This window comes from Pseudomonas sp. MAG733B (assembly GCF_036884845.1).
In the GTDB taxonomy this organism is placed as follows: domain Bacteria; phylum Pseudomonadota; class Gammaproteobacteria; order Pseudomonadales; family Pseudomonadaceae; genus Aquipseudomonas.
Window position 1 is genome coordinate 5,588,463 of sequence record NZ_CP145732.1, and the last position, 25,678, is coordinate 5,614,140.

The 25,678-nt window shown below is 59.0% G+C and carries 29 protein-coding genes; 14 read left to right on the top strand and 15 right to left on the bottom strand.

Features of this window, described 5'->3' with window-relative positions; genetic code table 11:
• Positions 1-172: 172 nt before the first annotated feature.
• The 3 genes from V6Z53_RS25525 (at position 173) to V6Z53_RS25535 (ending at position 1,861) form a co-directional block, all read left to right on the top strand.
• Positions 173-304 (top strand): hypothetical protein, encoded by a 132-nt coding sequence (locus V6Z53_RS25525; protein ID WP_263597392.1) that lies wholly within the window; start codon positions 173-175, stop codon positions 302-304.
• 72 nt (positions 305-376) lie between these two features.
• A complete protein-coding gene (locus tag V6Z53_RS25530; protein ID WP_056853044.1) occupies positions 377-562 on the top strand; it encodes a hypothetical protein in 186 nt (61 codons plus the stop codon).
• Between the two features lie 99 nt (positions 563-661).
• Entirely contained in the window at positions 662-1,861 is a 1,200-nt protein-coding gene (locus V6Z53_RS25535; RefSeq protein WP_338582404.1) for an MFS transporter, read from the top strand.
• Here V6Z53_RS25535 and arfB read toward each other — a convergent pair.
• The 9 genes from arfB to V6Z53_RS25580 all read right to left on the bottom strand — a co-directional run bounded on the left by arfB (position 1,858) and on the right by V6Z53_RS25580 (position 11,550).
• On the bottom strand, positions 1,858-2,271 hold the full coding sequence (gene arfB / locus V6Z53_RS25540) for an alternative ribosome rescue aminoacyl-tRNA hydrolase ArfB (protein WP_338582405.1): 414 nt from the start codon (positions 2,269-2,271) through the stop codon (positions 1,858-1,860). The two genes, V6Z53_RS25535 and arfB, sit on opposite strands and share 4 nt — an antisense overlap.
• Before the next feature lie 781 nt (positions 2,272-3,052).
• On the bottom strand, positions 3,053-3,751 hold the full coding sequence (locus V6Z53_RS25545) for a DUF4225 domain-containing protein (protein WP_338586567.1): 699 nt from the start codon (positions 3,749-3,751) through the stop codon (positions 3,053-3,055).
• Positions 3,738-4,238, bottom strand: coding sequence for an Hcp family type VI secretion system effector (locus V6Z53_RS25550; RefSeq protein ID WP_338582406.1), 501 nt, complete (start codon positions 4,236-4,238; stop codon positions 3,738-3,740). Before V6Z53_RS25550 ends, V6Z53_RS25545 begins: the two co-directional genes overlap by 14 nt.
• 223 nt (positions 4,239-4,461) lie before the next feature.
• Positions 4,462-5,874 carry an amino acid permease gene (locus V6Z53_RS25555; protein WP_338582407.1) on the bottom strand — a complete coding sequence of 471 codons (1,413 nt, stop codon included), beginning with the start codon at positions 5,872-5,874 and terminating at the stop codon, positions 4,462-4,464.
• Positions 5,875-6,733: 859 nt separating this feature from the next.
• On the bottom strand, positions 6,734-7,945 hold the full coding sequence (gene rluB / locus V6Z53_RS25560; RefSeq protein WP_338582408.1) for a 23S rRNA pseudouridine(2605) synthase RluB: 1,212 nt from the start codon (positions 7,943-7,945) through the stop codon (positions 6,734-6,736).
• A gap of 296 nt (positions 7,946-8,241) precedes the next feature.
• Complete coding sequence (scpB, locus tag V6Z53_RS25565) at positions 8,242-9,213, bottom strand: SMC-Scp complex subunit ScpB (RefSeq protein ID WP_338582409.1); 972 nt, start codon at positions 9,211-9,213, stop codon at positions 8,242-8,244.
• A gap of 11 nt (positions 9,214-9,224) precedes the next feature.
• Positions 9,225-9,923 carry a ScpA family protein gene (locus V6Z53_RS25570; RefSeq protein WP_338586568.1) on the bottom strand — a complete coding sequence of 233 codons (699 nt, stop codon included), beginning with the start codon at positions 9,921-9,923 and terminating at the stop codon, positions 9,225-9,227.
• Positions 9,924-10,043: 120 nt separating this feature from the next.
• Positions 10,044-10,673: an L-threonylcarbamoyladenylate synthase gene (locus tag V6Z53_RS25575; protein WP_338582410.1), complete on the bottom strand. Its 630-nt coding sequence runs from the start codon at positions 10,671-10,673 to the stop codon at positions 10,044-10,046.
• A 13-nt stretch (positions 10,674-10,686) separates the two neighbouring features.
• Positions 10,687-11,550 (bottom strand): PHP domain-containing protein, encoded by an 864-nt coding sequence (locus V6Z53_RS25580; protein WP_338582411.1) that lies wholly within the window; start codon positions 11,548-11,550, stop codon positions 10,687-10,689.
• 87 nt (positions 11,551-11,637) lie between these two features.
• Here V6Z53_RS25580 and V6Z53_RS25585 point away from each other — a divergent pair, with 87 nt between their 5' ends.
• The 6 genes from V6Z53_RS25585 (at position 11,638) to V6Z53_RS25610 (ending at position 15,935) form a co-directional block, all read left to right on the top strand.
• On the top strand, positions 11,638-12,234 hold the full coding sequence (locus V6Z53_RS25585) for a septation protein A (protein WP_338582412.1): 597 nt from the start codon (positions 11,638-11,640) through the stop codon (positions 12,232-12,234).
• Position 12,235: 1 nt separating this feature from the next.
• Positions 12,236-12,535, top strand: a complete 300-nt coding sequence (locus tag V6Z53_RS25590) for a YciI family protein (RefSeq protein ID WP_008156126.1) — start codon at positions 12,236-12,238, stop codon at positions 12,533-12,535.
• A gap of 111 nt (positions 12,536-12,646) precedes the next feature.
• The gene (locus V6Z53_RS25595; RefSeq protein WP_338582413.1) at positions 12,647-13,060 is read left to right on the top strand and encodes a translation initiation factor 2; all 414 of its coding nucleotides are present in this window, start codon (positions 12,647-12,649) and stop codon (positions 13,058-13,060) included.
• A 7-nt stretch (positions 13,061-13,067) separates the two neighbouring features.
• The gene (locus V6Z53_RS25600) at positions 13,068-13,745 is read left to right on the top strand and encodes a response regulator transcription factor (protein WP_338582414.1); all 678 of its coding nucleotides are present in this window, start codon (positions 13,068-13,070) and stop codon (positions 13,743-13,745) included.
• A gap of 221 nt (positions 13,746-13,966) precedes the next feature.
• On the top strand, positions 13,967-14,416 hold the full coding sequence (locus V6Z53_RS25605) for an LTXXQ domain protein (protein WP_338582415.1): 450 nt from the start codon (positions 13,967-13,969) through the stop codon (positions 14,414-14,416).
• A 175-nt stretch (positions 14,417-14,591) separates the two neighbouring features.
• A complete protein-coding gene (locus tag V6Z53_RS25610; RefSeq protein WP_338582416.1) occupies positions 14,592-15,935 on the top strand; it encodes a HAMP domain-containing sensor histidine kinase in 1,344 nt (447 codons plus the stop codon).
• Between the two features lie 112 nt (positions 15,936-16,047).
• Here the strand turns inward: V6Z53_RS25610 and V6Z53_RS25615 are convergent, their stop codons facing one another.
• Complete coding sequence (locus V6Z53_RS25615; RefSeq protein ID WP_338582417.1) at positions 16,048-16,614, bottom strand: NAD(P)H nitroreductase; 567 nt, start codon at positions 16,612-16,614, stop codon at positions 16,048-16,050.
• Between the two features lie 122 nt (positions 16,615-16,736).
• Here V6Z53_RS25615 and V6Z53_RS25620 point away from each other — a divergent pair, with 122 nt between their 5' ends.
• Positions 16,737-18,191, top strand: coding sequence for a TrkH family potassium uptake protein (locus V6Z53_RS25620; protein WP_338582418.1), 1,455 nt, complete (start codon positions 16,737-16,739; stop codon positions 18,189-18,191).
• On the opposite strand, the gene V6Z53_RS25625 is transcribed toward V6Z53_RS25620, so the two are convergent.
• Complete coding sequence (locus V6Z53_RS25625; protein ID WP_338582419.1) at positions 18,148-19,209, bottom strand: AraC family transcriptional regulator; 1,062 nt, start codon at positions 19,207-19,209, stop codon at positions 18,148-18,150. The two genes, V6Z53_RS25620 and V6Z53_RS25625, sit on opposite strands and share 44 nt — an antisense overlap.
• 160 nt (positions 19,210-19,369) lie before the next feature.
• Here V6Z53_RS25625 and V6Z53_RS25630 point away from each other — a divergent pair, with 160 nt between their 5' ends.
• Positions 19,370-19,681, top strand: a complete 312-nt coding sequence (locus V6Z53_RS25630) for a DUF962 domain-containing protein (protein WP_338582420.1) — start codon at positions 19,370-19,372, stop codon at positions 19,679-19,681.
• Positions 19,682-19,699: 18 nt separating this feature from the next.
• Positions 19,700-20,290, top strand: coding sequence for an HD domain-containing protein (locus V6Z53_RS25635; RefSeq protein ID WP_338582421.1), 591 nt, complete (start codon positions 19,700-19,702; stop codon positions 20,288-20,290).
• Between the two features lie 122 nt (positions 20,291-20,412).
• Here the strand turns inward: V6Z53_RS25635 and V6Z53_RS25640 are convergent, their stop codons facing one another.
• Positions 20,413-21,228: a UDP-2,3-diacylglucosamine diphosphatase gene (locus tag V6Z53_RS25640; RefSeq protein WP_338582422.1), complete on the bottom strand. Its 816-nt coding sequence runs from the start codon at positions 21,226-21,228 to the stop codon at positions 20,413-20,415.
• 135 nt (positions 21,229-21,363) lie between these two features.
• On the opposite strand from V6Z53_RS25640, the gene V6Z53_RS25645 reads away from it, so the two are divergent.
• Together V6Z53_RS25645 and V6Z53_RS25650 are read left to right on the top strand one after the other, a co-directional pair.
• Positions 21,364-22,122, top strand: coding sequence for an AraC family transcriptional regulator (locus V6Z53_RS25645; protein WP_338582423.1), 759 nt, complete (start codon positions 21,364-21,366; stop codon positions 22,120-22,122).
• A 76-nt stretch (positions 22,123-22,198) separates the two neighbouring features.
• Positions 22,199-23,092: a DMT family transporter gene (locus tag V6Z53_RS25650; RefSeq protein WP_338582424.1), complete on the top strand. Its 894-nt coding sequence runs from the start codon at positions 22,199-22,201 to the stop codon at positions 23,090-23,092.
• On the opposite strand, the gene V6Z53_RS25655 is transcribed toward V6Z53_RS25650, so the two are convergent.
• The 3 genes from V6Z53_RS25655 to V6Z53_RS25665 form a co-directional block, all read right to left on the bottom strand.
• A complete protein-coding gene (locus tag V6Z53_RS25655; protein WP_084320512.1) occupies positions 23,086-23,373 on the bottom strand; it encodes a SelT/SelW/SelH family protein in 288 nt (95 codons plus the stop codon). The two genes, V6Z53_RS25650 and V6Z53_RS25655, sit on opposite strands and share 7 nt — an antisense overlap.
• A gap of 47 nt (positions 23,374-23,420) precedes the next feature.
• A complete protein-coding gene (locus V6Z53_RS25660) occupies positions 23,421-25,076 on the bottom strand; it encodes a FimV/HubP family polar landmark protein (protein WP_338582425.1) in 1,656 nt (551 codons plus the stop codon).
• A gap of 127 nt (positions 25,077-25,203) precedes the next feature.
• On the bottom strand, positions 25,204-25,638 hold the full coding sequence (locus V6Z53_RS25665) for a MarR family transcriptional regulator (protein ID WP_338582426.1): 435 nt from the start codon (positions 25,636-25,638) through the stop codon (positions 25,204-25,206).
• Positions 25,639-25,678 lie beyond the last annotated feature (40 nt).

Sequence of the window (25,678 nt, forward strand, 5' to 3'; positions counted from 1 at the left end):
ACTCCTACAGTTTTTTGTGCGCCAGTGCTACCGATCTGTCTATACAACCCCGTCCGTCGAAACAAATGGATATAAAAGTCTATTTGTCATTTTCAGTGCTGTATCCTGCCCAAGCTTTTTTGAAAGCGCGGATCTACCAGATCTATCAACAGACTTAGCGAGGAGCGCAACCATGCACGAGATTCCTAATCTCCCCTTCCCAAGCCTGCACGTACCTGAGCAGACGACCACGCAACAAGCCGGCGCCCAACAGCCCGAGCCGAAAGAAGCACCTGACAGTCGCAAGGCTGACAGCGAAGACTGAAACACCCGCCGTACAGACCGTGTGGAAAGCGCTAACATGCGCTTTCCACACTGCCTGAAAGAGCCTTTACCCATGACCGATGAATTCAGTGAAGCGCAAGCCAGCGTCCTGATTGGCACCGCCGAGAAAATGATCGAGATCTGGAATCGCCTCTCCCCCGAAAAACAGGCCGCGTTGCTTGCCCGCTTCGGCACAGAAGAAAATGCCTTGGCCGCTCTTGTCACCACGCAACTGGTGGCGCCCGCCAAGCCCGAGTGACCCCACCCGGCAAATAGTTTTACTTTTTCACAACCCACGACAGCCAGCACCGCTATCATAAGCAGCCTATCTATCCTGCTTCGCCGTGGACCTTTACCCATGTCTGAAAACCAGCGCCCCCTGGCGGTCACGCTGCAAGTTGTTTCCATCGTCCTTTTTACCTTCATCGGCTACCTGAACATCGGCATTCCCCTGGCCGTATTGCCGGGTTACGTCCACAGCGACCTGGGGTTCGGCGCCGTGATCGCAGGCCTTGTGATCAGCGTGCAATACCTGGCCACCCTGCTCAGCCGCCCGTATGCCGGGAAAATCATCGATAACAAAGGCAGCAAACTGGCGGTCATGTACGGCCTCGCCGGGTGTGGCTTGAGTGGCGTATTCATGCTGATTTCGGCTTGGACGCAAAGCTTGCCGATGCTCAGCCTGATCAGCCTGCTGATCGGCCGCCTGGTACTCGGCAGCGCGGAAAGTCTGGTGGGTTCCGGTTCGATTGGCTGGGGCATCGGCCGCGTCGGCGCGGCGAACACCGCCAAAGTCATTTCGTGGAACGGCATCGCCAGTTACGGCGCACTGGCGGTCGGCGCACCGTTGGGCGTGCTGCTGGTCAATCAAATGGGCTTGTGGAGCATGGGCGTGAGTATCGTGCTGCTGGCTGTAATTGGCCTGTTGCTGGCCTGGCCGAAAACCGCTGCGCCGATTGTTGTCGGTGAACGCTTGCCGTTCATGCATGTGCTCGGCCGCGTGCTGCCCCACGGTTGCGGCCTGGCCTTTGGCTCCATCGGTTTCGGCACCATCGCCACCTTCATCACCCTGTATTACGCCACGCAGCACTGGGATAACGCGGTGCTGTGCCTGAGCCTGTTCGGCGCCAGTTTCATCGGCGCGCGGCTGTTGTTCGGCAACCTGATCAATCGTCTCGGCGGTTTTCGCGTAGCGATTGTCTGTCTGTCGGTGGAGACCCTGGGCCTGTTGCTGCTGTGGCTGGCACCGGATGCTCATTGGGCGCTGGCGGGCGCAGCGCTGAGCGGTTTCGGTTTCTCTCTGGTGTTTCCGGCGCTCGGGGTTGAAGCGGTCAACCTGGTGCCTGCTTCCAGCCGTGGCGCGGCGGTGGGTGCTTACTCGCTGTTCATCGATTTGTCGCTGGGCATCACCGGGCCGTTGGCCGGTGCGATTGCGGCAGGTTTCGGCTTTGCTTCGATCTTCCTGTTCGCCGCACTGGCCGCACTCAGCGGCCTGGTGCTCAGCGTCTACTTGTACCGGCAGGCACCGAAGCAACGCGAAGCGCGGGACGCGCGTTAGAAGTCGACCTTGCCGCGCCCGGCCTTGATGTTGCCGCGCTTGGATTTGGATTCCAGCCGACGGGTTTTCGAACCGAGGGTCGGCTTGGTCGGGCGGCGTTTCTTTTCGACCTTGGTGGCGCTCTGGATCAACTCGACCAGACGTTCCAGCGCATCGGCACGGTTCTGCTCCTGCGTCCGGTATTGCTGGGCCTTGATGATCAACACGCCGTCGCTGGTGATGCGACTGTCGCGCAGCCCAAGTAACCGCTCCTTGTAGAACTCGGGCAAGGACGAGGCCGGAATGTCGAAGCGCAGGTGCATCGCACTGGAGACCTTGTTGACGTTCTGCCCACCGGCACCCTGGGCACGAATGGCCGTCAACTCGATCTCGGCATCCGGCAGATGCACGTTGTTGGAAATCACCAGCATGGAAAAGCGTCCGGGTACTAGAGCGTGCAGGATACCGCGAATTGGTTTCTGAATAGGAGACAATCATTGGAGCAGGTGACGAAAAAGCCATGACGGATTTTTCTTACAGTGTTGTCGGATTTGCAAAAGGAAAGTTGCTTTTTTTTGAATCGCAATATTAATCTAGGTTTCAAATTGACAGATCAACTAGATATGAATCTTGAAAACATCCGATACTACATCGCGGTCACCCTCCTGGTGCTGGGCTGCTCCGGCCTGCCCTCCGCACTAATTGTGTTTAGCATTAGAAAAATAATACACATAGACGAAAAATATTTAGATGCGGCCTACTTAGCGGCATACGTTATTGTTGTTTTTTTTGGATTAATATTTTACATTCCAAGAATGCGAAAACTTACGTAATTATTAAATCACACCCATAAATAACTTTTCATTCACCTTACACAAGCCACAAACCTAACACCTAACACCTAACACCTAACACCTAACACCTAACACCTAACACCTAACACCTAACACCTAACACCCAGCACCCAAAAACAGACCTTATAATATATGAAACTTGAAAACATCCGATATTACACATCTGTAACCCTATTGGTTTTTGCTTGCGCAGTACTACCTACCAGCCTTATTGCGCTTGGAATAACGAAAATTTTCGACACCGATGAAAAGTATCGTCACATCGTCTTTTTCACAATATATACGATTGTTGTTTTCTTGGGTTTGAAATTTTACACCCCAAGAATGCGCGGCGTGATATAAAACAACTATATAAAAACTACTTGTTTTCTCCCCCCTCCCCAGAAACCATCGCTTCTATTGTCAACAAGTCAACTAACACCTCAAAGGATAAAGCCAATTTTCCAGCCTGCCGATAAGCCATCTCATAGTTGATTGGGTCCCATCTGAACAATTCCACAGAGCCGACCCTTGATACTGGTCTAAACACGCCATACCCAGACAAAGCCAGATCCACGGCGTAATACTTCATATCCCCTTCATAATTATTGTCAGATGCAATTTGGTAAATTCGCCTAACAGGTCCAACCGTGTTTTCAGCCGCAGGCCCGCGATAAATATTAGCAAACCCCTCATAAATGTTATTAACGCCATGTCCAATCATAAATGAGCCCGGAATCGTACCAAGCCCTCCCGAAGCTAAGACAATCGAACCCCCTGTCCTGACCTGCATAACCCCTGCTACAACCCCTATGCTATTTTTTAGATAGAAACTGGCCTTTGATGTTAATTCTTCATATTCGACTCTTATTTCCTGTAATCCTTGCCACGCGCTGATGATCCCTTCATCAACGGCCTGTATAACCTCATCCGCATAGGATGAAATAATCGAACTAAAGCGAAGCCGCGTGAATCCATCCGGAAAATGTGTCATGCCGATTCTGCATCCCACTGCAGCCAGATCAGAAGCCGCTCCAGTCACATCATGAATATCGCAAGAATCCTCATTCACCCTCATTCCCCCAAGTACTATAAGCACTTGTGGCACCAGGAACGTGCGCCCAGGCAATATCCCTATATCGAATGGACACCAGCTCTTGCGGCTCTGCATCATTCATGCGAATAGCGTGGGGAACTTGCTGACTGATATGTGCAATACGCGCGCCTGTGAGATGTATTGAATAATATCGCTCTTGCCCTCCGACCGAAGCAGTACGGTAGAAATTTATAACGCACTCGACTTCTTCACGCTCATGCAGCGCGCTCGCTAACAGCGGCGATGATTTATCGATAGCCTTGGTAATCATGATCGGCATGTGCTTACCGCGACCACCTGCAATGCCGCCGTCACTTCCCGTCAGCATATCGTGCGAGTAGGCCAGCACCATGATTTCATCCTGATGGCCGAGTTGGCATTTATTGCCGATAGAGCTTTGACTTGAGCAACCTGCTGAAATCAAGCCTTGTCGTTTGCCGGTGATGCTCATGTAACTATGACTCGCCATAAATTATTGCTCCTTGATGGTTCGGAGCGCCAGAGTTTAGGGCGAAGAAGAGCAGACAGGGTGTAGGTCAGTTCTGAATTAATCTGCTTTGCTAAAAGTTCCGAAATCACTGTAGTAAACGACACCTCATCATGTAGGAACCGGACTTCAGTGCAATCGCAAAGTTAACGCATCAAGAACAAAAAACCCGGCACATGGCCGGGTTTGTTGTTTCTGCGTGGAGTTACTCCGTCGCAGCCTGCAAGGTGCGCTGGGCACTGCGCTTGTTCTTGATGCCGTAGCAGACCCACATGAACACGAGCCACACCGGAATCGCGTACACGGATGTCTGGATCCCCGGAATCAACAGCATCACGCCGAGAATGAACAACACGAACGCCAGGCAGATGTAGTTGCCATACGGATACCAAAAGGCCTTGAACAGCGGCGTCTGCTTGGTTTTGTTCATGTGCTGGCGGAACTTGAAGTGCGAGTAGCTGATCATCGCCCAGTTGATCACCAGCGTGGCCACTACCAGCGACATCAGCAACTCGAGCGCGCTGTGCGGAATCAGGTAGTTCAGCAGTACGGCAATCAGCGTAACGGCAGCCGAAGCCAGGATCGAACGCACCGGCACGCCGCGCTTGTCGATCTTCGCCAAGGCCTTCGGCGCGTCGCCCTGTTCGGCCATGCCCAGCAGCATGCGGCTGTTGCAGTAGGTGCCGCTGTTGTACACCGACAACGCCGCGGTCAGGACCACGAAGTTGAGGATGTGCGCGGCGGTGTTGCTGCCGAGCATCGAGAACACCTGCACGAACGGACTGCCGCTGTAGGAATCACCGGAGGCATTCAACGTGGTCAGCAGGCTGTCCCATGGGGTCAACGACAGCAGGATCACCAGGGCACCGATGTAGAAAATCAGGATCCGGTAGATCACCTGGTTGATGGCTTTCGGGATCACGGTTTTCGGCTTGTCGGCTTCGGCTGCGGTGAAACCGAGCATTTCCAGGCCGCCAAAGGAGAACATGATGAACGCCATGGCCATCACCAGACCGCTAGTACCATTCGGGAAGAAGCCGCCGTGGGACCACAGGTTGCTGACCGCTGCTTGCGGGCCGCCATTACCGCTGACCAGCAGGTAGCTGCCCAGGGCAATCATGCCGACGATCGCCACGACCTTGATGATCGCGAACCAGAACTCGGCCTCGCCGAACACTTTAACGTTGGCCAGGTTGATCGCGTTGATCAGCACGAAGAAGGCCGCCGCAGAGACCCAGGTCGGGATGTCCGGCGCCCAGTAGTGGATGTATTTGCCGACCGCGGTCAGCTCCGACATACCCACCAGAATGTACAGAATCCAGCAGTTCCAGCCCGACAGGAAGCCGGCAAAGCCGCCCCAGTACTTGTGCGCGAAGTGGCTGAAGGAGCCGGCTACCGGATCTTCGACGATCATTTCGCCCAGTTGGCGCATGATCATGAAGGCAATGAAGCCGCAGATGGCATAGCCGAGGATCATCGACGGCCCGGCGGATTTCAGCACCCCGGCCGAGCCGAGGAACAATCCGGTACCGATCGCGCCACCGAGGGCAATCAGTTGAATGTGGCGATTTTTCAGGCCGCGTTTCAGCTCGCCTGAATGCGAGTTTTGTCCACTCATGAAAAGGGTCTCACGCAAGGTTTGATGATGTTCGAAAGACGTTGCAGCTTGGGAAAAACGTTAAGCGGCACCGATCAAACCCCAGCGCAGGCACCAGGAGTTCAGCGTATTTACAACGGTCATGCGTCACCTGTTTGTTTTTATCTGTGACGAAATCGAACCCGACACGCTCGTGACGCGGCGGAGTGAACAAGGCGGATAGCCTTGAGGTTTGCGCAGGTGCGCAGGAGGTCACAGGTAAAACGCGGCGCATTGTACACCGCTAACCCCCTGCTGCCAGACCCGCTGGATCAGCGTGTCGGTTGCCGGGATTGCCTGTGTCCGCCCCGATGGCTTCGGGCGGCTGCAAAAAGGGAGTCAGACCTTTGCGGGTCGTTGACGGGGACGGTGGAAAAACCGGCCCGCGCGAAGAGCTGGAAACGGATTGCGGCGTTCATTGCGCCTCCTTTTTGTTATGCACCTGCACGACAGGCATGGGGCGCATGACACCTTGCTGGGGCCGGGGAAACAAGCGGGCTAGAGGGCTGGGGTAAGGGCATAAGTGAATGGAGTGTAAGATTTTTCTTACTGCCTTAAGGGAAAGGCGATTTCATGGGGTTAATCCGTGGATTTCGTCATGAATTCTTTACAGTCTGTAATTTTGGCTTTCCACCTTGGGCACCTCTGCGCTGCGACTGGCACCATCGCGGGCAAGCCCGCTCCCACAGGTAGGGAGGTGTACTCGCGATTTTGTGAACAACCACAACCTCTGTGGGAGCGAGCTTGCTCGCGATGGCGCCCTTAAAAACAACACAGACATAAAAGCCAGAAAAAAAAACGCCAACCCGAAGGTTGGCGTTTTTTATGAGGCGCTTGCCGATTACTCAGGCTTGCGACGACCGAAGCCCGGGCGCTGGCCCGAACCGGCCGGTGCACCACGGCGCTTGCCCGAAGGCTTGTCGCCATCGACCAGTTTGATCCCCGGACGTTTCGGCGCAGGCTTGGCCGGGCGCTTGGTGTCGGCTGGGCGATCGGCTACCGGTGTACCACGACCTTCGCCGCGCTCGGTACGACCATTGGCCGGACGTGGCGTGCGTGGACCGCGCTCACCGTCCTGACGCGCAACTGGCTTGCGACCTGGACGCTCGCCTTCGATCTGCGGCTCGCGGTTTTCCCGCGGCGCGGCAGGTGCGGCAGAGGCCGGACGCAAGGTACGCACACGTTCAGCCTTGGCCATCGGACGCGACGATTTACGCTGCATCCGGTCGAGCTTGTCTTTGCTCTTGGCGTTCATCTGCGGCATCGCGACCGGCGTCAGGCCGACCTCGGCACTCAGGATGTCGACTTCGTACTGGCTCATTTCGCGCCAGCGGCCCATCGGCAAGTCGGAGTTGAGGAACACCGGACCGAAACGCACGCGCTTCAGACGGCTGACCACCAGGCCCTGGGATTCCCACAGACGACGCACTTCGCGGTTACGACCTTCCATCACCACGCAGTGATACCAGTGGTTGAAACCTTCGCCACCCGGCGCCTGCTTGATGTCGGTGAACTTGGCCGGGCCGTCTTCGAGGACAACGCCAGCCTTCAGGCGCTCGATCATCTCGTCATCGACTTCGCCACGTACACGTACCGCGTACTCACGGTCCATTTCGTAGGAAGGGTGCATCAGGCGGTTGGCCAGCTCACCGTCAGTGGTGAACATCAACAGACCGGTGGTGTTGATGTCGAGGCGACCGATGTTGATCCAACGGCCTTCTTTCGGCTTTGGCATCTTGTCGAATACGGTCGGGCGACCTTCCGGGTCAACGCGGGTGCAGATCTCGCCGTCAGGCTTGTTGTACATGATCACGCGGCGGACCGACTCGGCGGCCTCTTCGCGCTTGATCACCTTGCCATCGATGGTGATGGCGTCGTGCATGTCGACGCGCTGGCCAAGGGTGGCGTCTTTGCCATTGACCTTGATGCGGCCGTGGCTGATCCAGGCTTCCACGTCACGGCGCGAGCCGACGCCGATACGGGCGAGGACTTTCTGCAGTTTTTCGCCTGCTGGGCCGATTTCCTGGTCGTCTTTCTGGTCTTTGATACTCATCTGGGCACCTCCCGGTGTGTTCTGAAAACTGGGTACTCGGGCGAAGGGATCGCCGAAGGGTCGCGAATCATACGCGCATGCGGGCGTTTGCGCATCAGAGACTAGCTGATCGAGGCAAGGTTATTGGATTTTCCGCTGGCCGGTGGTCCGCTGTTTTGCTGTGAACACAATCCCCACTGTGGGAGCGGGCTTGCTCGCGAATGCGTCAGGTCAGCCAACAAAGATGTCGCCTGACACGCCCTCTTCGCGAGCAAGCCCGCTCCCACAATGGATCTCCACAGTTCTCAAGATTCGTATCAGTCTTCGAATTCGCGGCGTTCAGCTTCGATGGCTTCGGCGAGCGCCAGGGCTTCGGCTTCTTCGTCGCTTAACTCGGGCTCGGGTTTCGGCTGTTCCAGCGCGGCAACGGCGGCCAAGAGTTTTTCACGAGCCTCGGCCACGCCGAGAATGTCGTCTTCCTGCTCCGGTTCAATTTCCGGCTCAGGCTCGATTTGGGCAATTTCAGGTTCCGGCTCGATGTCCGGCTGTTCCGAATCAAACTCAGGCGCCACGCCGTCTCGCAACAGATCATCGAAATCGGTCTTGATCCCCTCTTCCATGCTGTCCAGTTCCAGCAACAGCGTATGGAAACTGGTCTCCTCCTTGGGCTCTTCCGGCTCGGCGCTGGCATCGGCCAACTCTTGCAGCGATGCCGGCACCGGCGCGTCGTCGAAATCGAGGACCGGGTCGGGTTCCAGCTCACGCAACTCCGCCAGCGGCGGCAGGTCGTCGAGGTTTTTCAGGTTGAAGTGATCGAGAAACGCCTTGGTGGTGGCAAACATCGCCGGTTTACCCGGCACGTCGCGGTAGCCAACGATACGGATCCACTCGCGCTCCATCAGCGTCTTGACGATCTGGCTGTTGACCGCCACGCCCCGCACATCTTCGATCTCGCCCCGAGTGATCGGCTGTCGGTAGGCGATCAAGGCGATGGTTTCGAGCATGGCACGCGAATAGCGCTGCGGCCGCTCTTCCCACAAACGCCCGACCCACGGCGAAAACTTCTCGCGAATTTGCAGGCGATAGCCGGAAGCGACTTCCTTCAACTCGTACGCACGGCCATCGCAGGACTTGCCCAGAATGGTCAGGGCTTTCTTGAAAACCGCCGGCTCCGGGCGCTCGCCTTCTTCGAAGAGTTCGAACAGGCGCTCCAGGGATTGCGGTTTTCCCGAGGCCAACAGAAAGGCTTCAAGCAGTGGCGCCAGCTCGCGGGGTTCACTCAGGTTCATGATTCGACTCGTTATTCGGCTCGGGCTCGCACATGGATCGCGGCGAACGGCTCATTCTGCACCAGCTCGACCAAAGATTCCTTCACCAGTTCGAGGATCGCCATAAAGGTCACGACGACCCCCAGCTTCCCCTCTTCCGCGGTGAACAGCTCGACAAACGGCACAAAACCGCCGCCCTTGAGGCGTTCGAGTACTTCGCTCATGCGTTCGCGGGTGGACAGCGCCTCGCGGCTGACCTGGTGACTTTCGAACATGTCGCCACGGCGCAGCACCTCGGCCATGGACAGCAGCAGCTCCGACAGACGCACGTCCGGCAACAACTTGCGCGCGCGGGCCTCCGGGGCATCGAGCTTGGGCACCACCACGTCGCGACCGACACGGGTCAGGCCATCGATGCCTTCCGCAGCAGCCTTGAAGCGTTCGTACTCCTGCAAGCGGCGGATCAGTTCGGCGCGCGGGTCCTCTTCCTCATCCTCGACGGTTTCGGCGCGGGGCAGCAGCATCCGCGACTTGATCTCGGCGAGCATCGCGGCCATCACCAGGTACTCGGCGGCGAGTTCCAGGCGCACCGATTGCATCAACTCGACATAGCCCATGTACTGGCGGGTGATTTCCGCCACCGGGATGTCGAGGATGTTGATGTTCTGTTTGCGGATCAGGTACAGCAGCAGATCGAGCGGGCCTTCGAAGGCTTCAAGAAAGACTTCCAATGCATCCGGCGGGATATACAGGTCAAGCGGCATTTCCATGACCGCCTGGCCATAGACCATGGCGAAGGGCAGCTCTTGCTGGGCTCCGGCCTGACTGTCGACGGGTTCTACTGCGGACATCTAGGCCTCGGCCATGAACGGCGCAGGGTCGCCGCAACCGACGCGGATCACTTCCGGTTCGCCATCGGCGAGGCTGATCACGGTGGACGCCTTGATCCCGCCGAAACCGCCGTCGATGATCAGGTCGACCTGATGCTCCAGCAACTGGCGCATTTCATAGGGATCAAACATCGGGTCGGTTTCACCGGGCATGATCAGGCTCACGCTCATCAACGGCTCGCCGAGTTGATCCAGCAGTGCCAGCGCGATCGGATGGCTCGGCACCCGCAGGCCGATGGTGCGCTTTTTCGGATGCAGCAACAGCCTCGGGACTTCGCGGGTGGCGTTGAGAATGAAGGTATACGGCCCCGGCAGATGGGCCTTGAGAATGCGGAAAGTGCCGGTGTCGATCTTGGCGAACAGACCCAGTTGCGACAGGTCGCTGCAGATCAGCGCGAAGTTGTGCTTGTCGTCCAGCCCACGCAAACGGCGCACACGTTCCACGGCGACCTTGTCACCGATCTGGCAACCAATTGCGTAGGAGGAGTCCGTGGGATAAATCACCACCCCGCCACTGCGAATGATCTCGACAGCCTGTTTGATCAGGCGCGGTTGCGGGTTTTCCGGATGAATCTGGAAAAATTGACTCACATTCTCTACCTGTTCAGACGGCGGCAATAACTGTGTCATGTTTGAACCGACACCACAGGGGTGGCAGATCCTCCGGGAGCGGGCGGTACTCACCGATTTCCGACCACCCGCCTGGGCCATGGAAATCACTGCCGGCGCTGACCAGCAGACCGAACTCGCGGGCCAAAATGGCCAGGCTGCCCACTTGATCGGCAGGCTGATAACCATTGACCACTTCGATCGCGTGGCCCCCCGCTTGAATATAGTCGGCAATCAGGCGGCGACGCTTGCTGCGAGTAAATTCGTAATGCCAAGGATGGGCCAGACTGACCCAGGCCTTGGCTGCGCGCAGGGTTTCGACCGTGTCTTCCAGGGTCGGCCAGTGCTGCTTGACGTCCCCGAGCTTACCGGCGCCCAGCCATTTGCGAAATGCTTCGGCGCGATCCTTGACGAAACCTTCACGCACCATCCAGTCAGCGAAATGCGGGCGGGCAGGTGCGTTGCCGCTGTCGCCCAGTTCCTGCTGGATCTCGCGCGCGCCTTCCAGCGCGCCGGGCATGCCCTTCAACGCCAATTTGCGACTTATTTCTTCGGACCGCAGCCAGCGGCCATCGTGCAATTTCGCAATCGCTTCGACCAACGGTGCGGCATTGACGTCGAAACCGTAGCCCAACACATGAATGGTCGCGCCGCCCCAGGTACAGGACAATTCGACGCCGTTGACCAGTTGCATCCCCAGCGCAATCGCCGCTTCCCGGGCTTCAGCGATGCCTTCGAGGGTGTCGTGATCGGTCAAGGCCAGGACTCGCACGCCTTTCTCGAACGCACGCGCAACCAGAACCGCAGGCGCCAGGGCGCCATCGGAGGCCGTGCTATGGCAGTGCAAATCAACATTCACGGGGCTTTGTAACCTCAAATCAGCTGGCGCTATCGCGCGCCCATATGTTTGTTATTATGCCGCCACATCCTGCTTCTGGCTGCCACTGTGAAACAATTCATCGATTTCATCCCGCTCCTGCTGTTTTTCATCGTCTTCAAAATCGATCCACGGGTCGTCGACATTGCCGGCCACGAGGTAACTGTAGGCGGTATTTACAGCGCCACCGCGATGCTGATCATCAGTTCGCTGGTGGTCTACGGCACGCTGTTCATCAAACAGCGCAAGCTGGAGAAGAGCCAGTGGCTGACCCTCGTCGCCTGCCTGGTCTTCGGCAGCCTGACCCTGGCCTTCCACAGCGAGACGTTCCTGAAATGGAAAGCCCCGGTGGTCAACTGGCTGTTCGCCCTGGGTTTCATCGGCAGCCACTTCATCGGTGACCGCCTGCTGATCAAGCGCATCATGGGCCACGCGCTGACCCTGCCGGACCCGGTCTGGACGCGCCTGAACATCGCCTGGATCGTGTTTTTCCTGTTTTGCGGTGCCGCCAACCTGTTCGTCGCGTTCACCTTCCAGAGCTACTGGGTCGACTTCAAGGTCTTCGGCAGCCTGGGCATGACACTGATTTTCCTGGTCGGCCAGGGCATCTACCTATCCCGCCACCTGCACGATGCCGATACCACATCGCCAAAAACCGAGGACTGACATGCTTTACGCAATCATTGCCACAGACGTCGCCAACTCCCTGGAAGCCCGCCTGGCCGCACGCCCGGCACACCTTGAGCGCCTGCAAGTGCTCAAAGGCGAAGGTCGCATCGTATTGGCCGGCCCGCACCCGGCGGTCGACAGCAATGATCCGGGCGCAGCGGGTTTCACCGGCAGCCTGATCGTCGCCGAATTCGACTCCCTGAGCGCCGCCCAGGCCTGGGCCGACGCCGATCCGTACATCGCGGCCGGCGTCTACGCCAACGTTTCGGTCAAGCCGTTCAAGCAAGTCCTTCCGTAATATCCTCCCGCGCGATGAACCTTTAACGGTTCATCGCGATCTCAATCGCTCATTATTCTCGTTTGCCTGCCGACAACCTGCCAAATACCCGTATTGGAATCAGGAGTCGCGATGCGCAAAGGTCCTTTGTGTCTGATGTTGGTCACGCTGTCGATCGTGGCCCCCGCCCACGGTGAAGAAAGCGCCGAGGGTGTCGGGTCGACGCCTTTGTCCTTGAGTGCCGGCAGCCAGATCAACGAATTGCAGCAACGCTTGAAGGAAAGCGAGCGGCAACGAGAAGAACTGAACAAACAATTGCAGACTGCCGATGGCGAACGCGAGAGCGCCCAACTGACCCGGTTGCGCCAGGAGAACCAGCGTTTGAAGCTGCAACTCAAGGAAACCCAGGCCGGCAGTTCGATCCCGCGCTTGCTGACCGATCAGCAACAGTGGTTCGTCATTGGCGCCGGAGTTGCGCTAACGGCCCTGCTCTGCGGTATCTTCGCCAGTGGTGCAAGTCGAAAACGTCGACAATGGCTAAATTGAGTGAGTCATGAGCGAGCTGTTACTAATTGATGATGACCAGGAGCTGTGTGAGCTCCTGAGCAGTTGGCTGAGCCAGGAAGGCTTTCAGGTACGTGCCTGTCACGACGGCCAGAGCGCTCGTCGCGCGCTGGCCGAAACCTCTCCGGCAGCCGTCGTGCTGGATGTGATGCTGCCGGACGGCAGCGGCCTGGAACTGCTCAAGCAGTTGCGCAGCGACCATCCGGATTTGCCGGTGCTGATGCTCTCGGCCCGGGGCGAACCTCTGGACCGCATCCTCGGCCTGGAACTGGGCGCCGACGATTACCTGGCCAAGCCGTGCGATCCACGGGAATTGACAGCCCGCCTGCGCGCCGTATTGCGGCGCAGTCATCCGGCGGCGGTGTCCAGCCAGTTGGAGCTGGGCGACCTGTGTTTCAGCCCGGTGCGCGGTGTGGTCAGCATCGACGAGCAAGAGTTTTCCCTCACCGTTTCCGAAAGCCGTTTGCTCGAAGCCCTGCTCAAGCAACCCGGCGAGCCGCTGGACAAACAGGAACTGGCGCAAATCGCCCTCGGCCGCAAGTTGACCCTCTACGACCGCAGCCTCGACATGCACGTCAGCAACCTGCGCAAGAAGATCGGCCCGCATCCTGATGGCCGCCCGCGCATCGTGGCCCTGCGTAGTCGCGGCTATTACTACAGCCTCTGAATCTTTCTGTAGGAGCTGCCGCAGGCTGCGATCTTTTGACTTTCGTTTAGAAGATCAAAAGATCGCAGCCTTCGGCAGCTCCTACACAGCCTGTAAGTTTTGTCAGGTCAGCCGAAAATCATGTTTACCAAAGCTTTACGCTCCGCTGACCGCCGCTGACCTTGATCTCCGTAATCTGCACACATCCGGAACGTACCGGGAATGAGACAAGGAGATTCACCATGCGCAAGACTCTTATCGCTCTGATGTTCGCCGCTGCCCTGCCGACCGTTGCCATGGCCATGCCTGAAGGCACCGGACCGATGGGTGGCCCAATGGACGGTTCGCGCCATGGCGGTCAGATGCACGGCATGCACGGTAAAGGCCCCTACAGCCAGCTGGACCTGAGCCGCGAACAGCGCGAGCAGATCCGCAAGATCATGGGCGAGCAGATGCACGAGCGTAAGCAACTGGTCGACAAATACCTGGAGAAACTCTCCCCGGCCGACCAGAAAGCCATGAAAGACGAAATGGCCGCCAAGCATCAGAAAGCCGAAGCCGATGTGCGCGCCGTATTGAAACCGGATCAACAGAAGAAATTCGACGAGATCCAGAAAAAACAGGCTGAGCGTCGCGCCGAATGGGCAGAGTTCAAGGCCTGGAAAGCGCAACAACCGCAAAAAGCGCAATAATGCGCTGACCCCGGACCCAACGGCTGAACACCGTTGGGTCTTATGTTTTTGATCTAATGTGGGAGCGGGCTTGCTCGCGAAGGCGGTGTGTCAGTCGACAAATGCTTCAAATGGCACACAGCCTTCGCGAGCAAGCCCGCTCCCACACTGATCTGTGTTTTATTGAGGATTTTCCGTGCGTTCACTGTTCTGGCGTATCCTGGCCAGCTTCTGGCTGGCCATCGCTCTGGTTGCAGGGCTGTCCATATTGCTCGGGCACATGCTCAACCAGGATGCATGGATTCTCAGCCGCCATCCGGGCCTCAACACCCTGGCCGAACAGTGGACGCAAACCTACGAAGCCCAAGGCGAAGTAGACGCCCAGGACCTGCTGGAACAACGCAAGCGCCAGTATCACATCGACGTCCAGGTGCTCAACGAGAGCGGTGACCCGGTGGTGCGCGGCACCTTTCCGCGCCGCGCCGCAGCCTTCGAAGCGCGGCAGAACAACGACGACCGACGCCTGCCATGGCGACGCCTGACCGACGAATACACCAGCGAAAAAACCGGCGACACCTACCTGTTCATCTACCGGATACCCCACCCAGAACTCAACGCCTGGCACCGCGAAAGCCTGCTCTGGCCGCTGAGTGCATTGGGCATTGCCTTGGTGGTGCTGACCCTGTTCAGCCTGCTGGTGACCTTCTCTATCACCCGCCCTCTCAGCCGTTTACGCGGCGCGGTGCATGATCTGGGGCAAACCACATATCAACAGAACAGCCTGATCAAACTGGCCAACCGGCGCGATGAATTCGGGGTACTGGCCAACGACTTCAACCGCATGGGTTCGCGCCTGCAAAGCCTGATCGGTAGCCAACGTCAGCTGCTGCGAGACGTCTCCCACGAACTGCGCTCCCCGCTTGCCCGGTTGCGCATCGCCCTCGCACTGGCCGAACGGGCCACGCCTGAGGAACGGGAAAAACTCTGGCCGCGCCTCACCCGCGAGTGCGACCGGCTCGAAGCGCTGATCAGTGAAATCCTGGTACTGGCGCGGGTCGATGCCGACAACGCAAGCGCCGAAGAGGTGGACCTGAACTCGCTGCTCAATACCCTGCAAAAAGATGCGCAATTGGGTTCGCCGGATCAACTGGTCCATCTCGAAGCCGAGGCGCAACTGAGTCTCAAGGGCTGGCCGACCATGATCGAGCGCGCCGTCGACAACCTGCTGCGCAATGCCCAACGCTTCAATCCGGTCGGCGGTCTGCCGATTGAAATGCAGGCGTTGCGTAATGGCGAACGGATCGTGGTGAGCGTGCGTGATCATGGGCCGGGGGTCGACGCGGAACATTTGAACCAGCTCGGCGAGCCGTTCTACCGTGCGCCGGGGCAGACAGCGGCCGGGCATGGCCTGGGCCTGGCGATTGCCCGGCGTGCGGCCGAGCGCCATGGCGGGAATCTGGTGCTGGCCAATCACCCGGAGGGCGGGTTTATTGCCAGTCTGGAATTGCCGTTGGTGCCGGGGGCCGTCGTTTCGCCGTAAAAATGGGGTGATGCAAAAAGATCGCAGCCTCGTTTCACTCGACAGCTCCTACAGGCGTACACAAAACCTTGCAGGAGCTGTCGAGTGAAACGAGGCTGCGATCTTTTGATCTTCAGGCCTTACCGGGCCAGGCGCTGACGAATTCGGCCAGATCGACTTTCTCCGCCACTCGCGGTTCCTTCTGTGGTGTGCCGAGGTACAGGAAGGCAATCACCTCCTCACCTTCTGCCAACCCCAGCCCCTTGGCCACGTGCGGCGAATAAGCCAGATCCCCGGTGCGCCATACCGCGCCAATCCCTTGCGCATAGGCCGCCAGCAAAATCCCGTGGGCCGCGCAACCTGCCGCCAGCAATTGCTCGGACTTCGGATACTTGGCGTGGTCCTGCACCTTAGCGATCACGACCACCACCAACGGCGCCCGCAGCGGTCCGTTACGCGCCTTGTCGATGGCCGCTTCGGTGACTTCGCTGTCCTGCTGCTTCGCCGCCTCGGCCAGCAACTCGCCCATTTGCTCACGCGCCTCGCCTTCGACGGTGAGGAACCGCCAAGGCTGCAAATGACCGTGATCCGGTGCGCGCATGGCGGCGGCAAACAGCACTTCGCGCTGTGCCTGGGACGGTGCCGGCTCAATCAGGCGCGGGACGGAAACACGGTTGAGCAAAACGTCGAGAGCCTGCATCGGCCACCTCCAGAAAAATTTGTGCGGCTATTCTAGCTGTAACCGCGAGGGCAGTGCCGGTTTACATGCCCTGCCCCGCAGGTAGAATGGCGCCCTTCCCTATTTCAGCCCGAGCGGACTTCATGGCGTTGCCGACCTTACGTCTCATTGGTTTCATCATCGGCATCTTCCTGATAACCCTGGCCATCGCCATGGTCGTACCGATGGCTACGCTGGTGATCTTCGATCGCACCGGCGACCTGCCGTCGTTCCTTTGGGCCAGCATGATCACCTTTGTCGCCGGTCTGGCCCTGGTGATTCCCGGGCGCCCCGAGCATGTACACCTGCGACCGCGGGACATGTACCTGCTGACCGTCAGCAGTTGGCTGGTGGTGTGCATCTTTGCCGCGCTGCCGTTTTTGTTGACCCAGCACATCAGCTATACCGACTCGTTTTTCGAAAGCATGTCCGGGATCACGGCCACCGGTTCGACCGTGCTCAACCATCTGGACGAAATGTCCCCCGGCATCCTGATGTGGCGCTCGCTGCTGCACTGGATCGGCGGCATCGGGTTTATCGGTATGGCGGTCGCGATTCTGCCGCTGCTGCGTATCGGTGGCATGCGGCTGTTCCAGACCGAATCGTCGGACCGTTCGGAAAAGGTCATGCCCCGCTCGCACATGGTGGCGCGCCTGATCGTGGCGGCTTATGTGGGCATCACCATTCTCGGCAGCCTGGCGTTCTGGTGGGCCGGGATGAGCCCGTTCGATGCGATCAACCATGCGATGTCGGCGATTTCCACCGGCGGTTTCTCGACCTCGGACCAATCACTGGCCAAGTGGACGCAACCGGCGGTGCACTGGGTGGCGATCGTCATCATGATTCTCGGCAGCCTGCCGTTCACCCTCTACGTGGCGACCCTGCGCGGCAACCGTCGGGCGCTGATCAAGGATCAGCAGGTGCAGGGCCTGCTCGGCATGTTGCTGGTGACCTGGCTGGTGCTCGGCACCTGGTACTGGTGGACCACGCAACTGCATTGGCTGGACGCGCTGCGACACGTGGCGCTGAACGTGACCTCGGTGGTAACGACCACCGGCTTCGCGCTGGGGGACTACAGCCTGTGGGGCAACTTCTCGCTGATGTTGTTCTTTTATCTGGGCTTCGTTGGCGGTTGTTCCGGTTCGACTGCCGGCGGGATCAAGATTTTCCGCTTCCAGGTGGCCTACATCCTGCTCAAGGCCAACCTTAACCAGTTGATTCACCCGCGCGCGGTGATCAAGCAGAAGTACAACGGTCACCGCCTCGACGAAGAGATCGTGCGTTCGATCCTGACGTTCTCGTTCTTCTTCGCCATCACCATCTGCGTGATCGCGCTGTTGCTGTCGCTGCTCGGCGTCGACTGGATGACCGCCCTGACCGGCGCGGCCAGCACCGTGTCCGGCGTCGGTCCGGGGCTGGGCGAAACCATTGGCCCGGCGGGCAACTTCGCCACCCTGCCGGATGCCGCCAAGTGGATTCTCTCGTTCGGCATGCTGTTGGGCCGACTGGAGATCATTACCGTGTTTGTGCTGTGTATTCCGGCATTTTGGCGTCATTGACCGCCGCAGGCATTTGCAGCAACCGCGCCCGGTACTCGCCGGGCGTGGTGTCGAACCAGCGACGGAAAGCGCGGAAAAAATTGCTCGGATCGGCAAAACCCAGCAGGTAGGCAATTTCCAGCAGGGTCATGGTCGGTTGCGCCAGATACTGCTCGGCCAGCTCGCGCCGGGTGTCATCGAGCAACGTCTGGAAACTCGTGCCCTCTTCCTGCAACCGTCGCTGCAAGGTGCGTTGCGACAGGTGCAGCGTCTGCGCCACCGTATCGCGCTTCGGTTCGCCTTGAGGCAACAAGCGGCATAACACCTGCCGCGCCTTGTGGGTCACGCGGCTCTCGGAAAACCGCGCCAGGTATTCACCGGCAAACCGGTCATGCAGTAGCGCCATGGCTTCGTTGGCGGTCGGCAACGGGGCTTCCATGTCGGCACGTTCGAAAATCAACGCATCGTACGGCGCGTTGAACACCAGCGGCGCATGGAAGGCTTGCTTGTAGGGTTCGAGATTGAGCGGTTGATCGCCCTGCACCAGCACCTTGCGCGGATGCAGCGTGCGCCCGGTCAGCCAGCCACACAATGCCAGGGCGCAGGCCAGCGAGGCCTCGGCGCTTTGCCGGGTCGGCGGCAAGTGATCGCCGTGCACCGTCAGGATCAATGCGTAGCCTTCATCCAGCAGGCGAAAACTCAGGTCGGCACTTTCGGCAATGATGCGTTGAAATCGCACCAAACGCTGAAAGCCCTCGGCCAGGGTCTGGCTGGACATCAAGGCGTAGCCCGCGACGTGAAATTGCGCAGGCCGCACCACTTTGCCCATGTTCAGGCCAATCGCCGGGTTGCCGGACAGCTCGACCGCGCGCTGCCACAGTCGTGTCATGGAATCTTGCGGGAAGCGTGCATCCGGATCATCCAGTGCCGCGTAGTCGAGCCCCAGCTGTTTGAACAGAACCCGGCAATCCAGGCCGTCCATTTCCAGTGCTTTGACAATCCCCATCGCCCAGCTTGCAGAAGTCGTTCGTTCGCTCATGTCGGGTTCTTGCATGATGAGCCGTATTTCACGGCCAATTTCCGAAGGATACTAAAGTGGCGCCGATTGTCACTGGCTGACGCCATTGATCACTCTAGACTCAAATAAGCTACCCGCAGAACAACTTGCAGTCAGAACAATAACCACAGAGATCGCAGTCGTGGAAAACATCAAGCGTTTCAACAGCTTCGCTGAGTTTTACCCGTATTACCTCAGCGAGCACAGCAACAGCACCTGCCGACGCTTGCACTTCATCGGCACCACGCTGGTCATTTTCATTCTGGCACTGACCATCGGTCGTGGCGCCTGGATGCTGTTGTGGGCCTTGCCGCTGGCGGGTTACAGCTTCGCCTGGATCGGGCATTTCTTCTTCGAGAAGAATCGTCCTGCGACGTTCCAACATCCTTTCTATAGCCTGCTTGGCGATTTCGTCATGTATCGCGACATGATTCTGGGGCGCGTGCCGTTCTAGATCACAAGAGGATTGCCGATGAATGCCAATGCTCGTTTCACCCACATGAAGGACGGCACGCAGGAAGACTGGGCGATCATCGCCGCGGACTTCAGTGCCTATGCCCGCCAATTGCCGACACGGATCGCGGCGCACCTGAAGCTGCTGGAGGGTGATTTCGGCGGTTTTCCGGTGGATCGCCTGACCCATTCCCTGCAAACCGCCACCCGCGCCTGGCGCGACGGTCGCGATGAAGAGTACGTGGTCTGCGCCCTGCTACACGACATCGGCGACACCTTGGGCTCCTACAATCACCCGGATATCGCGGCGGCGATCCTCAAGCCGTTCGTCAGCGCCGAGAATCTGTGGATGGTGGAGAAACACGGGATCTTTCAGGGCTACTATTTCTTCCATCACCTGGGCATGGATCGGCACCTGCGCGAGCAATTCAGCGAACATCCGCAGTACAAGGCGACCATCGAGTTCTGCGCCAAGTACGATGCCGCGGCGTTCGATCCGGCGTATGACACGCTGCCGCTGAGCTTCTTCGAGCCGATGATGGAGCGGTTGTTTGCGCAGCCGAAGAACTCGATTTACAAGGCGGCGATGCAAGAGCGTTCGCCGGCATAAAGACACATTGAAACCAATGTGGGAGCGGGCTTGCTCGCGAAAGCGCCGTGTCAGGTTAAACATTCATTGACTGACACACCGCCTTCGCGAGCAAGCCCGCTCCCACAAAGGATTTGCGGTGGTTACGCCAATTCTGCGACTTTAGCCGCCTTCAACTGCGCCGCCCGCGCCTGTGCATCGGCCAGGCGATACAACTCGATCGTGCCATCCCAATGCTCGATCAACGCCGTGCACGATTCCACCCAATCACCGCAATTGAGGTAGTCCACCTCACCCACCTTGCGAATCTCGGCATGGTGAATGTGGCCGCACACCACGCCGTGCAACTCGCGCTTGACGCACTCATGGGCGATGGCTTCTTCGAAGTCGCTGATGAAGCTGACCGCGGTTTTCACCTTGTGCTTGAGGTACGCCGACAGCGACCAGTAGCCGTAGCCATAACGCGCGCGCCAATGGTTGAGCCAGCGGTTGAGGGTCAGGGTGATTTCGTAGGCCGAGTCGCCAAGAAAGGCCAGCCAGCGGTGGTAGCGAGTAATCACGTCGAACTGGTCGCCGTGGATCACCAGCAGGTGCCGGCCATCAGCGGTGACGTGCACGGCCTCGTCCACCAACTGGATGTTGCCCAGAATCAGCTTCGAATAGCGGCGCAGGAATTCGTCGTGGTTGCCGGTGACGTAGATCACCTCGGTGCCGCGCTTGCTCATGGTCAGCAGGCGCCGGATGACATTGGTGTGCGCCTGCGGCCAGTACATGCCGCCGCGCAGTTTCCAGCCGTCGATGATGTCGCCGACCAGATAGATCTTGTCCGCGTGATAACCCTTGAGAAACTGCGACAAGTGCTCGGCCTGGCAATCACGAGTGCCAAGATGCACGTCGGAAATCCACAGGGTCCGCACTCGTTGTTTACGGCTGGGTTTGGCGAGCTCGGCGCTGGTCATGGGCAACCCTCAGGACAAGTTTTGGCAAGCTTGCGCCGGTCGGGTTAATGGCCCATGACAGCGGCAAGTCAGTCCTGTGACAGCGCGTGCAGGCCGGGTCGGTGTAGACTGGCGCCCAGAACCGGGAGACCCGTGATGAGACCGATCCTCACCCTGCGCCAGTACACCGAAGACCTGATCGTCCACAGCCACGAGCATGCGCAACTGGTGTTCGGGCTGTCGGGTGCGCTGGATTTCGAGGTCGACGGGCTCGGCAGTCAGGTGGTCCAGCAAAGTTTCGTGGTGATTCCCTCGGGTTTTCATCATGCCTGCGGCAGCGCCAATGGCAGCCGTTGCCTGGTACTGGACGTGCCCGACGACCAGTGGATAGGCCAGTCCCTGGGCGAGCATGCCGATGCCAGTCGACGCTTGCTCGACAACGCCGGTCGTTTGTCACTGGATGCCGGCCAGAGCCAATTGGTCGATTGGCTGGCCAACAGCAAGGTCGATGACCCGCTGATTGCGCAACAGGGCGCGGTGCTGTTGCTGGCCAGTCTCAACAACGCCAGGCCCGAGAGCATCGGCGGTCGGCGCCTGCCCTATGCCGCGTTGAATGCGCACATCGACCAGTACGCCGCCTACCCGCTGCAAGTCGCCGATCTCGCTCGCGTGGCCGGTCTCTCCAGCGCCCGTTTGCATGCACGCTTCGTCGCCGAATGCGGGCAGACGCCGATGGATTACATCCGTAGCCGTCGCCTGCACAAGGCCGTCGCGTTGCTGCGAAACTCGCAACTGCCCATTGGCGAGATTGCCTGTCGGGTCGGCTACAGCTCCCAAAGTGCCTTTGCTGCTGCGGTACTGCGCGAGTTCGGCGCATCACCCGGCAAGCTGCGGCGCGAGGCTGGCGACAAATAACGCGAGTCTGGCGACAGACACAACGCCAGCGGGCGCGGTTAAATGACCGGGTCCACTACGTTTACCAAGGATTGCCATGACTCCCCGCACCGCCCTTGGCGCCTTGCATATCGGCGCACTGATGTTCGGCCTGACCGGTGTGTTCGGCAAACTCGCCGCCGCGTCACCGGCGATCATCGTGTTCGGCCGGGCGGCGTTCGCGGTGTTGGCGCTGGCGTTATTTGCACGCTTCGCCAGCAATACCCGCTGGCAAAAACTCGAAGCGGTGGATGTCCGTCGACTGTTGCTCAGCGGCTTGTTGCTGGCCGGACACTGGGTGAGTTTCTTCATTTCGGTGAAGATCGCCGGCGTGGCCATCGCGACCCTGGGCTTTGCCAGTTTCCCGGCTTTTACCGTGATCCTCGAAGGGCTGATTTTCCGCGAACGCATTCGCGCCAATGAAGTCCTGCTGGTGGCGCTGGTCAGCATCGGGTTGGTGCTGGTCACACCGGAGTTCGATCTGGCCAGCGGTGCCACCACTGGCCTGCTGTGGTCGGTGCTTTCCGGATTACTCTTCTCCCTGTTGTCGCTGACCAATCGCGCGAGTTCCGCACGCATCCCGCCGGTACAGGCCGCGCTGTGTCAGAACGTTGTGGTCGCATTGTGTCTGTTGCCGGCGGCGGCACCGCACTTGAGTGAAGTGCGCGCCATCGACTGGTTGTGGATCGGCCTGCTCGGGGTGTTCTGCACAGGGGTCGCCCACAGTTTGTTCGTCGCCAGCCTTGCAGTGATCAAGGCGCGAACCGCCGCCGTGGTCTTCGCTCTGGAGCCGGTATACGGCATCACCATGGCCTGGTTGCTGTTCAATGAAAACCCGACCCTGCGCATGCTGCTGGGCGGTGCGCTGATCATCGTCGCGATCGTGGTGTCCAGCCGACTCGCCGGCAGTTCAAGCAAGAAAGCCGTGGCGGCCGAAGCGGCGTCTCACTGAGTGCGGTCGTTGTGCCCCAAGTCGCGGTCCGGATCGATCTGGTCGCGAACTCTCTGCTTTAGCACTTTGGCTTCGGGGAAGCCGCCATCGGCCTTGCGCTCCCAGATCTGCACGTCGTCGCAGAAAATGTGAAAGACCCCGCCGGTGCCGGGTACCAGGGACACTTTGCCGAGGTCGTCGCCAAACGTACTGAGCAGTTCCTGGGCCAGCCAGGCAGCACGCAACAGCCACTGGCACTGGGTGCAATAGGTGATGACGATTTCCGGTTTATGGGCGGTCATGGGTGACGGGGTTCCTGAGGCAGAGTGATCGATCTCGATACCCAAGGTTATCGTATTCCGGCCAGTAAACTTCGGGCGGTCTGCTTCAGCGGCTCATCGGCGTCCTTGAGCAGCTCGTTGAGCAGTTCGATGGCGCTGTCCAGGTCACCGTCGTCGATGCAGGTCTGGGCCTGCTCCAGTTTGCCTGCGTTACCCGGCTCGGTCGGCTCGAGGCTCAGTGGCTCAAGTTCGAACGACTGATCCGGCTCGCTGAATGCCTCAAGAAAGCTGTCGTCCAGGGATTGGGCAACCGGCTCGATTTCCCACTCTATCTCCGGTTCGGGCAGCGCTGGCACGCTCGATGGCTTGCCAGAAGATGAACTGGCTTCCGTTGGGTCCAGGTCCCAATTGGTGTCCATCGACAGGTCATCCAGATTCAACTGGAAATCGTCCTTGGGCATCGGCTCCGGCATCACAGCAACCGGCCCCAGTTTCGGATGATGCGCACGCATCTCCTGAAGTTTCCGCCCATCGAACCCGGCATTACGCAGGCTGGCTTCCTGCGCGTTGTAAGCAGTCACATCACCCTGTTTGCCGAGAACTTCCAGCAATTGCACAGCGACATCGGTGCGCTGCGGCTCCTTGATCATCGCCTCTCGCAGCAGACTGATTGCTTCGCCATAGCGGCCGTAGGTCAGATAGATTGCGACCTCTTCAAGCACATCGCTCGCGGGTGTGTCTTCGTGGTGTGTATGTGTGGGTCGCAGTGCGGCAGCTTGTACCGCGGGGTCTGACGTGTGATCGGGTAAGGGTTCATGTCGGGGAGACTGATCGGATGTCGATCCGAACGTTGCCTGATCCTGCTGCCGTTGCCGACGAATCCACACAGCCAGAATCACCAACGCGACCAGCCCCGACAATCCGCCCATCAACAGCCAGTTCGTCCCGGGCTCCTCGACAACCACGGGCGCCGGAGCCACAGCAACGGGTGCAACCGGCTCCGGCGGCACTGGCTTGACCTCGGCCAATCGGGTTTGCAGCTCGGCTACCTGTTTTTTCTCAGCGGCGATCTGCTCGTCCTGAACTTTAAGCTTCGCGTTGAGTTCATCGATGGTGGCCTGCAATTGCTGGTTTTGCAGGACGCTGGCGGCCAGTTGCTCTGCGAGCGGATCCGCCGCGGGTACAGCGACAGGTTTTGGCAGCGGTTCCTTTGCTGTTGGCTTTGCCGCGACGGCGGGCTGGACACTCGGAAAGGCCGAAGCTGGACGATTGGCCACCGGTTCATCACTGGCGGGCTCAATGCCCGGCGTCCCCGGCGGATCGATCAACACCGTGTACTCGCGCAGCACGCGGCCGTTGGGCTGATTGAGTTGCACGAGGAAATTCAGGAACGGTTCATTGACCGGTTTGCTGGAGGTGACCTGGATCAGGCTGCGGTTGCCCCGCAGGACAGGCGTGAACTTGAGATCGTTGAGGAAGAGCACCCGCTCGACACCCGCACGCTTGAACTCATCCGCCGTCGCCAGCCTGGCCGACAGCTCGCCCTCTTCCAGACCGGCGGCGTCCACCAAAGCGATGTCGGCACGCAGCGGCTGATTCAGCGCCGAGTGCAGGGTGATCTCACCCAGGCCCAACGCCGGCGCCAAGGCCGACCAAGTGACAGCAGCAGCGGCCAGCACCCACCGCAAACAATACCGTACAACGACTCGCCGACTTTCAAGCATGAGCATCCCTTAGGTAACCAGAACCAACCTGCACGTGTTCGCACATCCGGTACGAACACGATATTGCGCAGTAGTTCTTATAGTCGGCTCAACGCGGTATCTCAAAAACCTGGCGTGGGGTTATGCCTCAAGATTTTTCAAGGTTGCCCAGGATGTGCCCGTGAACCCGCATGCAGACCCGTAAATCCGCCTCATCGACGCCTTCGAACAGTTCGTGGCGCAGTTGGGTGGCAATGGTTTCAATTTGTTCGATCAGGGGAAGCGCCGGGGCGCAGAGGACGATTTTTTTTGCCCGACGGTCTTCCAGCACCGCTTGGCGTTGTACCAGGCCCTGGCTTTCCAGGCTGTCTAGCAGGCGCGCCAGGGTCGGTCCTTCGACGCCAACGCTCTGTGCCAGCTCACGCTGGGTCGGGGCCTCTTCGAAACGCGCCAGATGCAGCAGCACCAGCCAGCGGGCCTGGGACAGCCCGAGGCCGGCAAGTCGGCGATCCAGTTCAGCGCGCCAGCCGCGCGACATCTGGGCCAATTGCATGCCAAAGCGGTGTTGATCGGTTAACGGCATAAAACACTCATGGTTAGACTGAAATAGAGAAAAACTAATT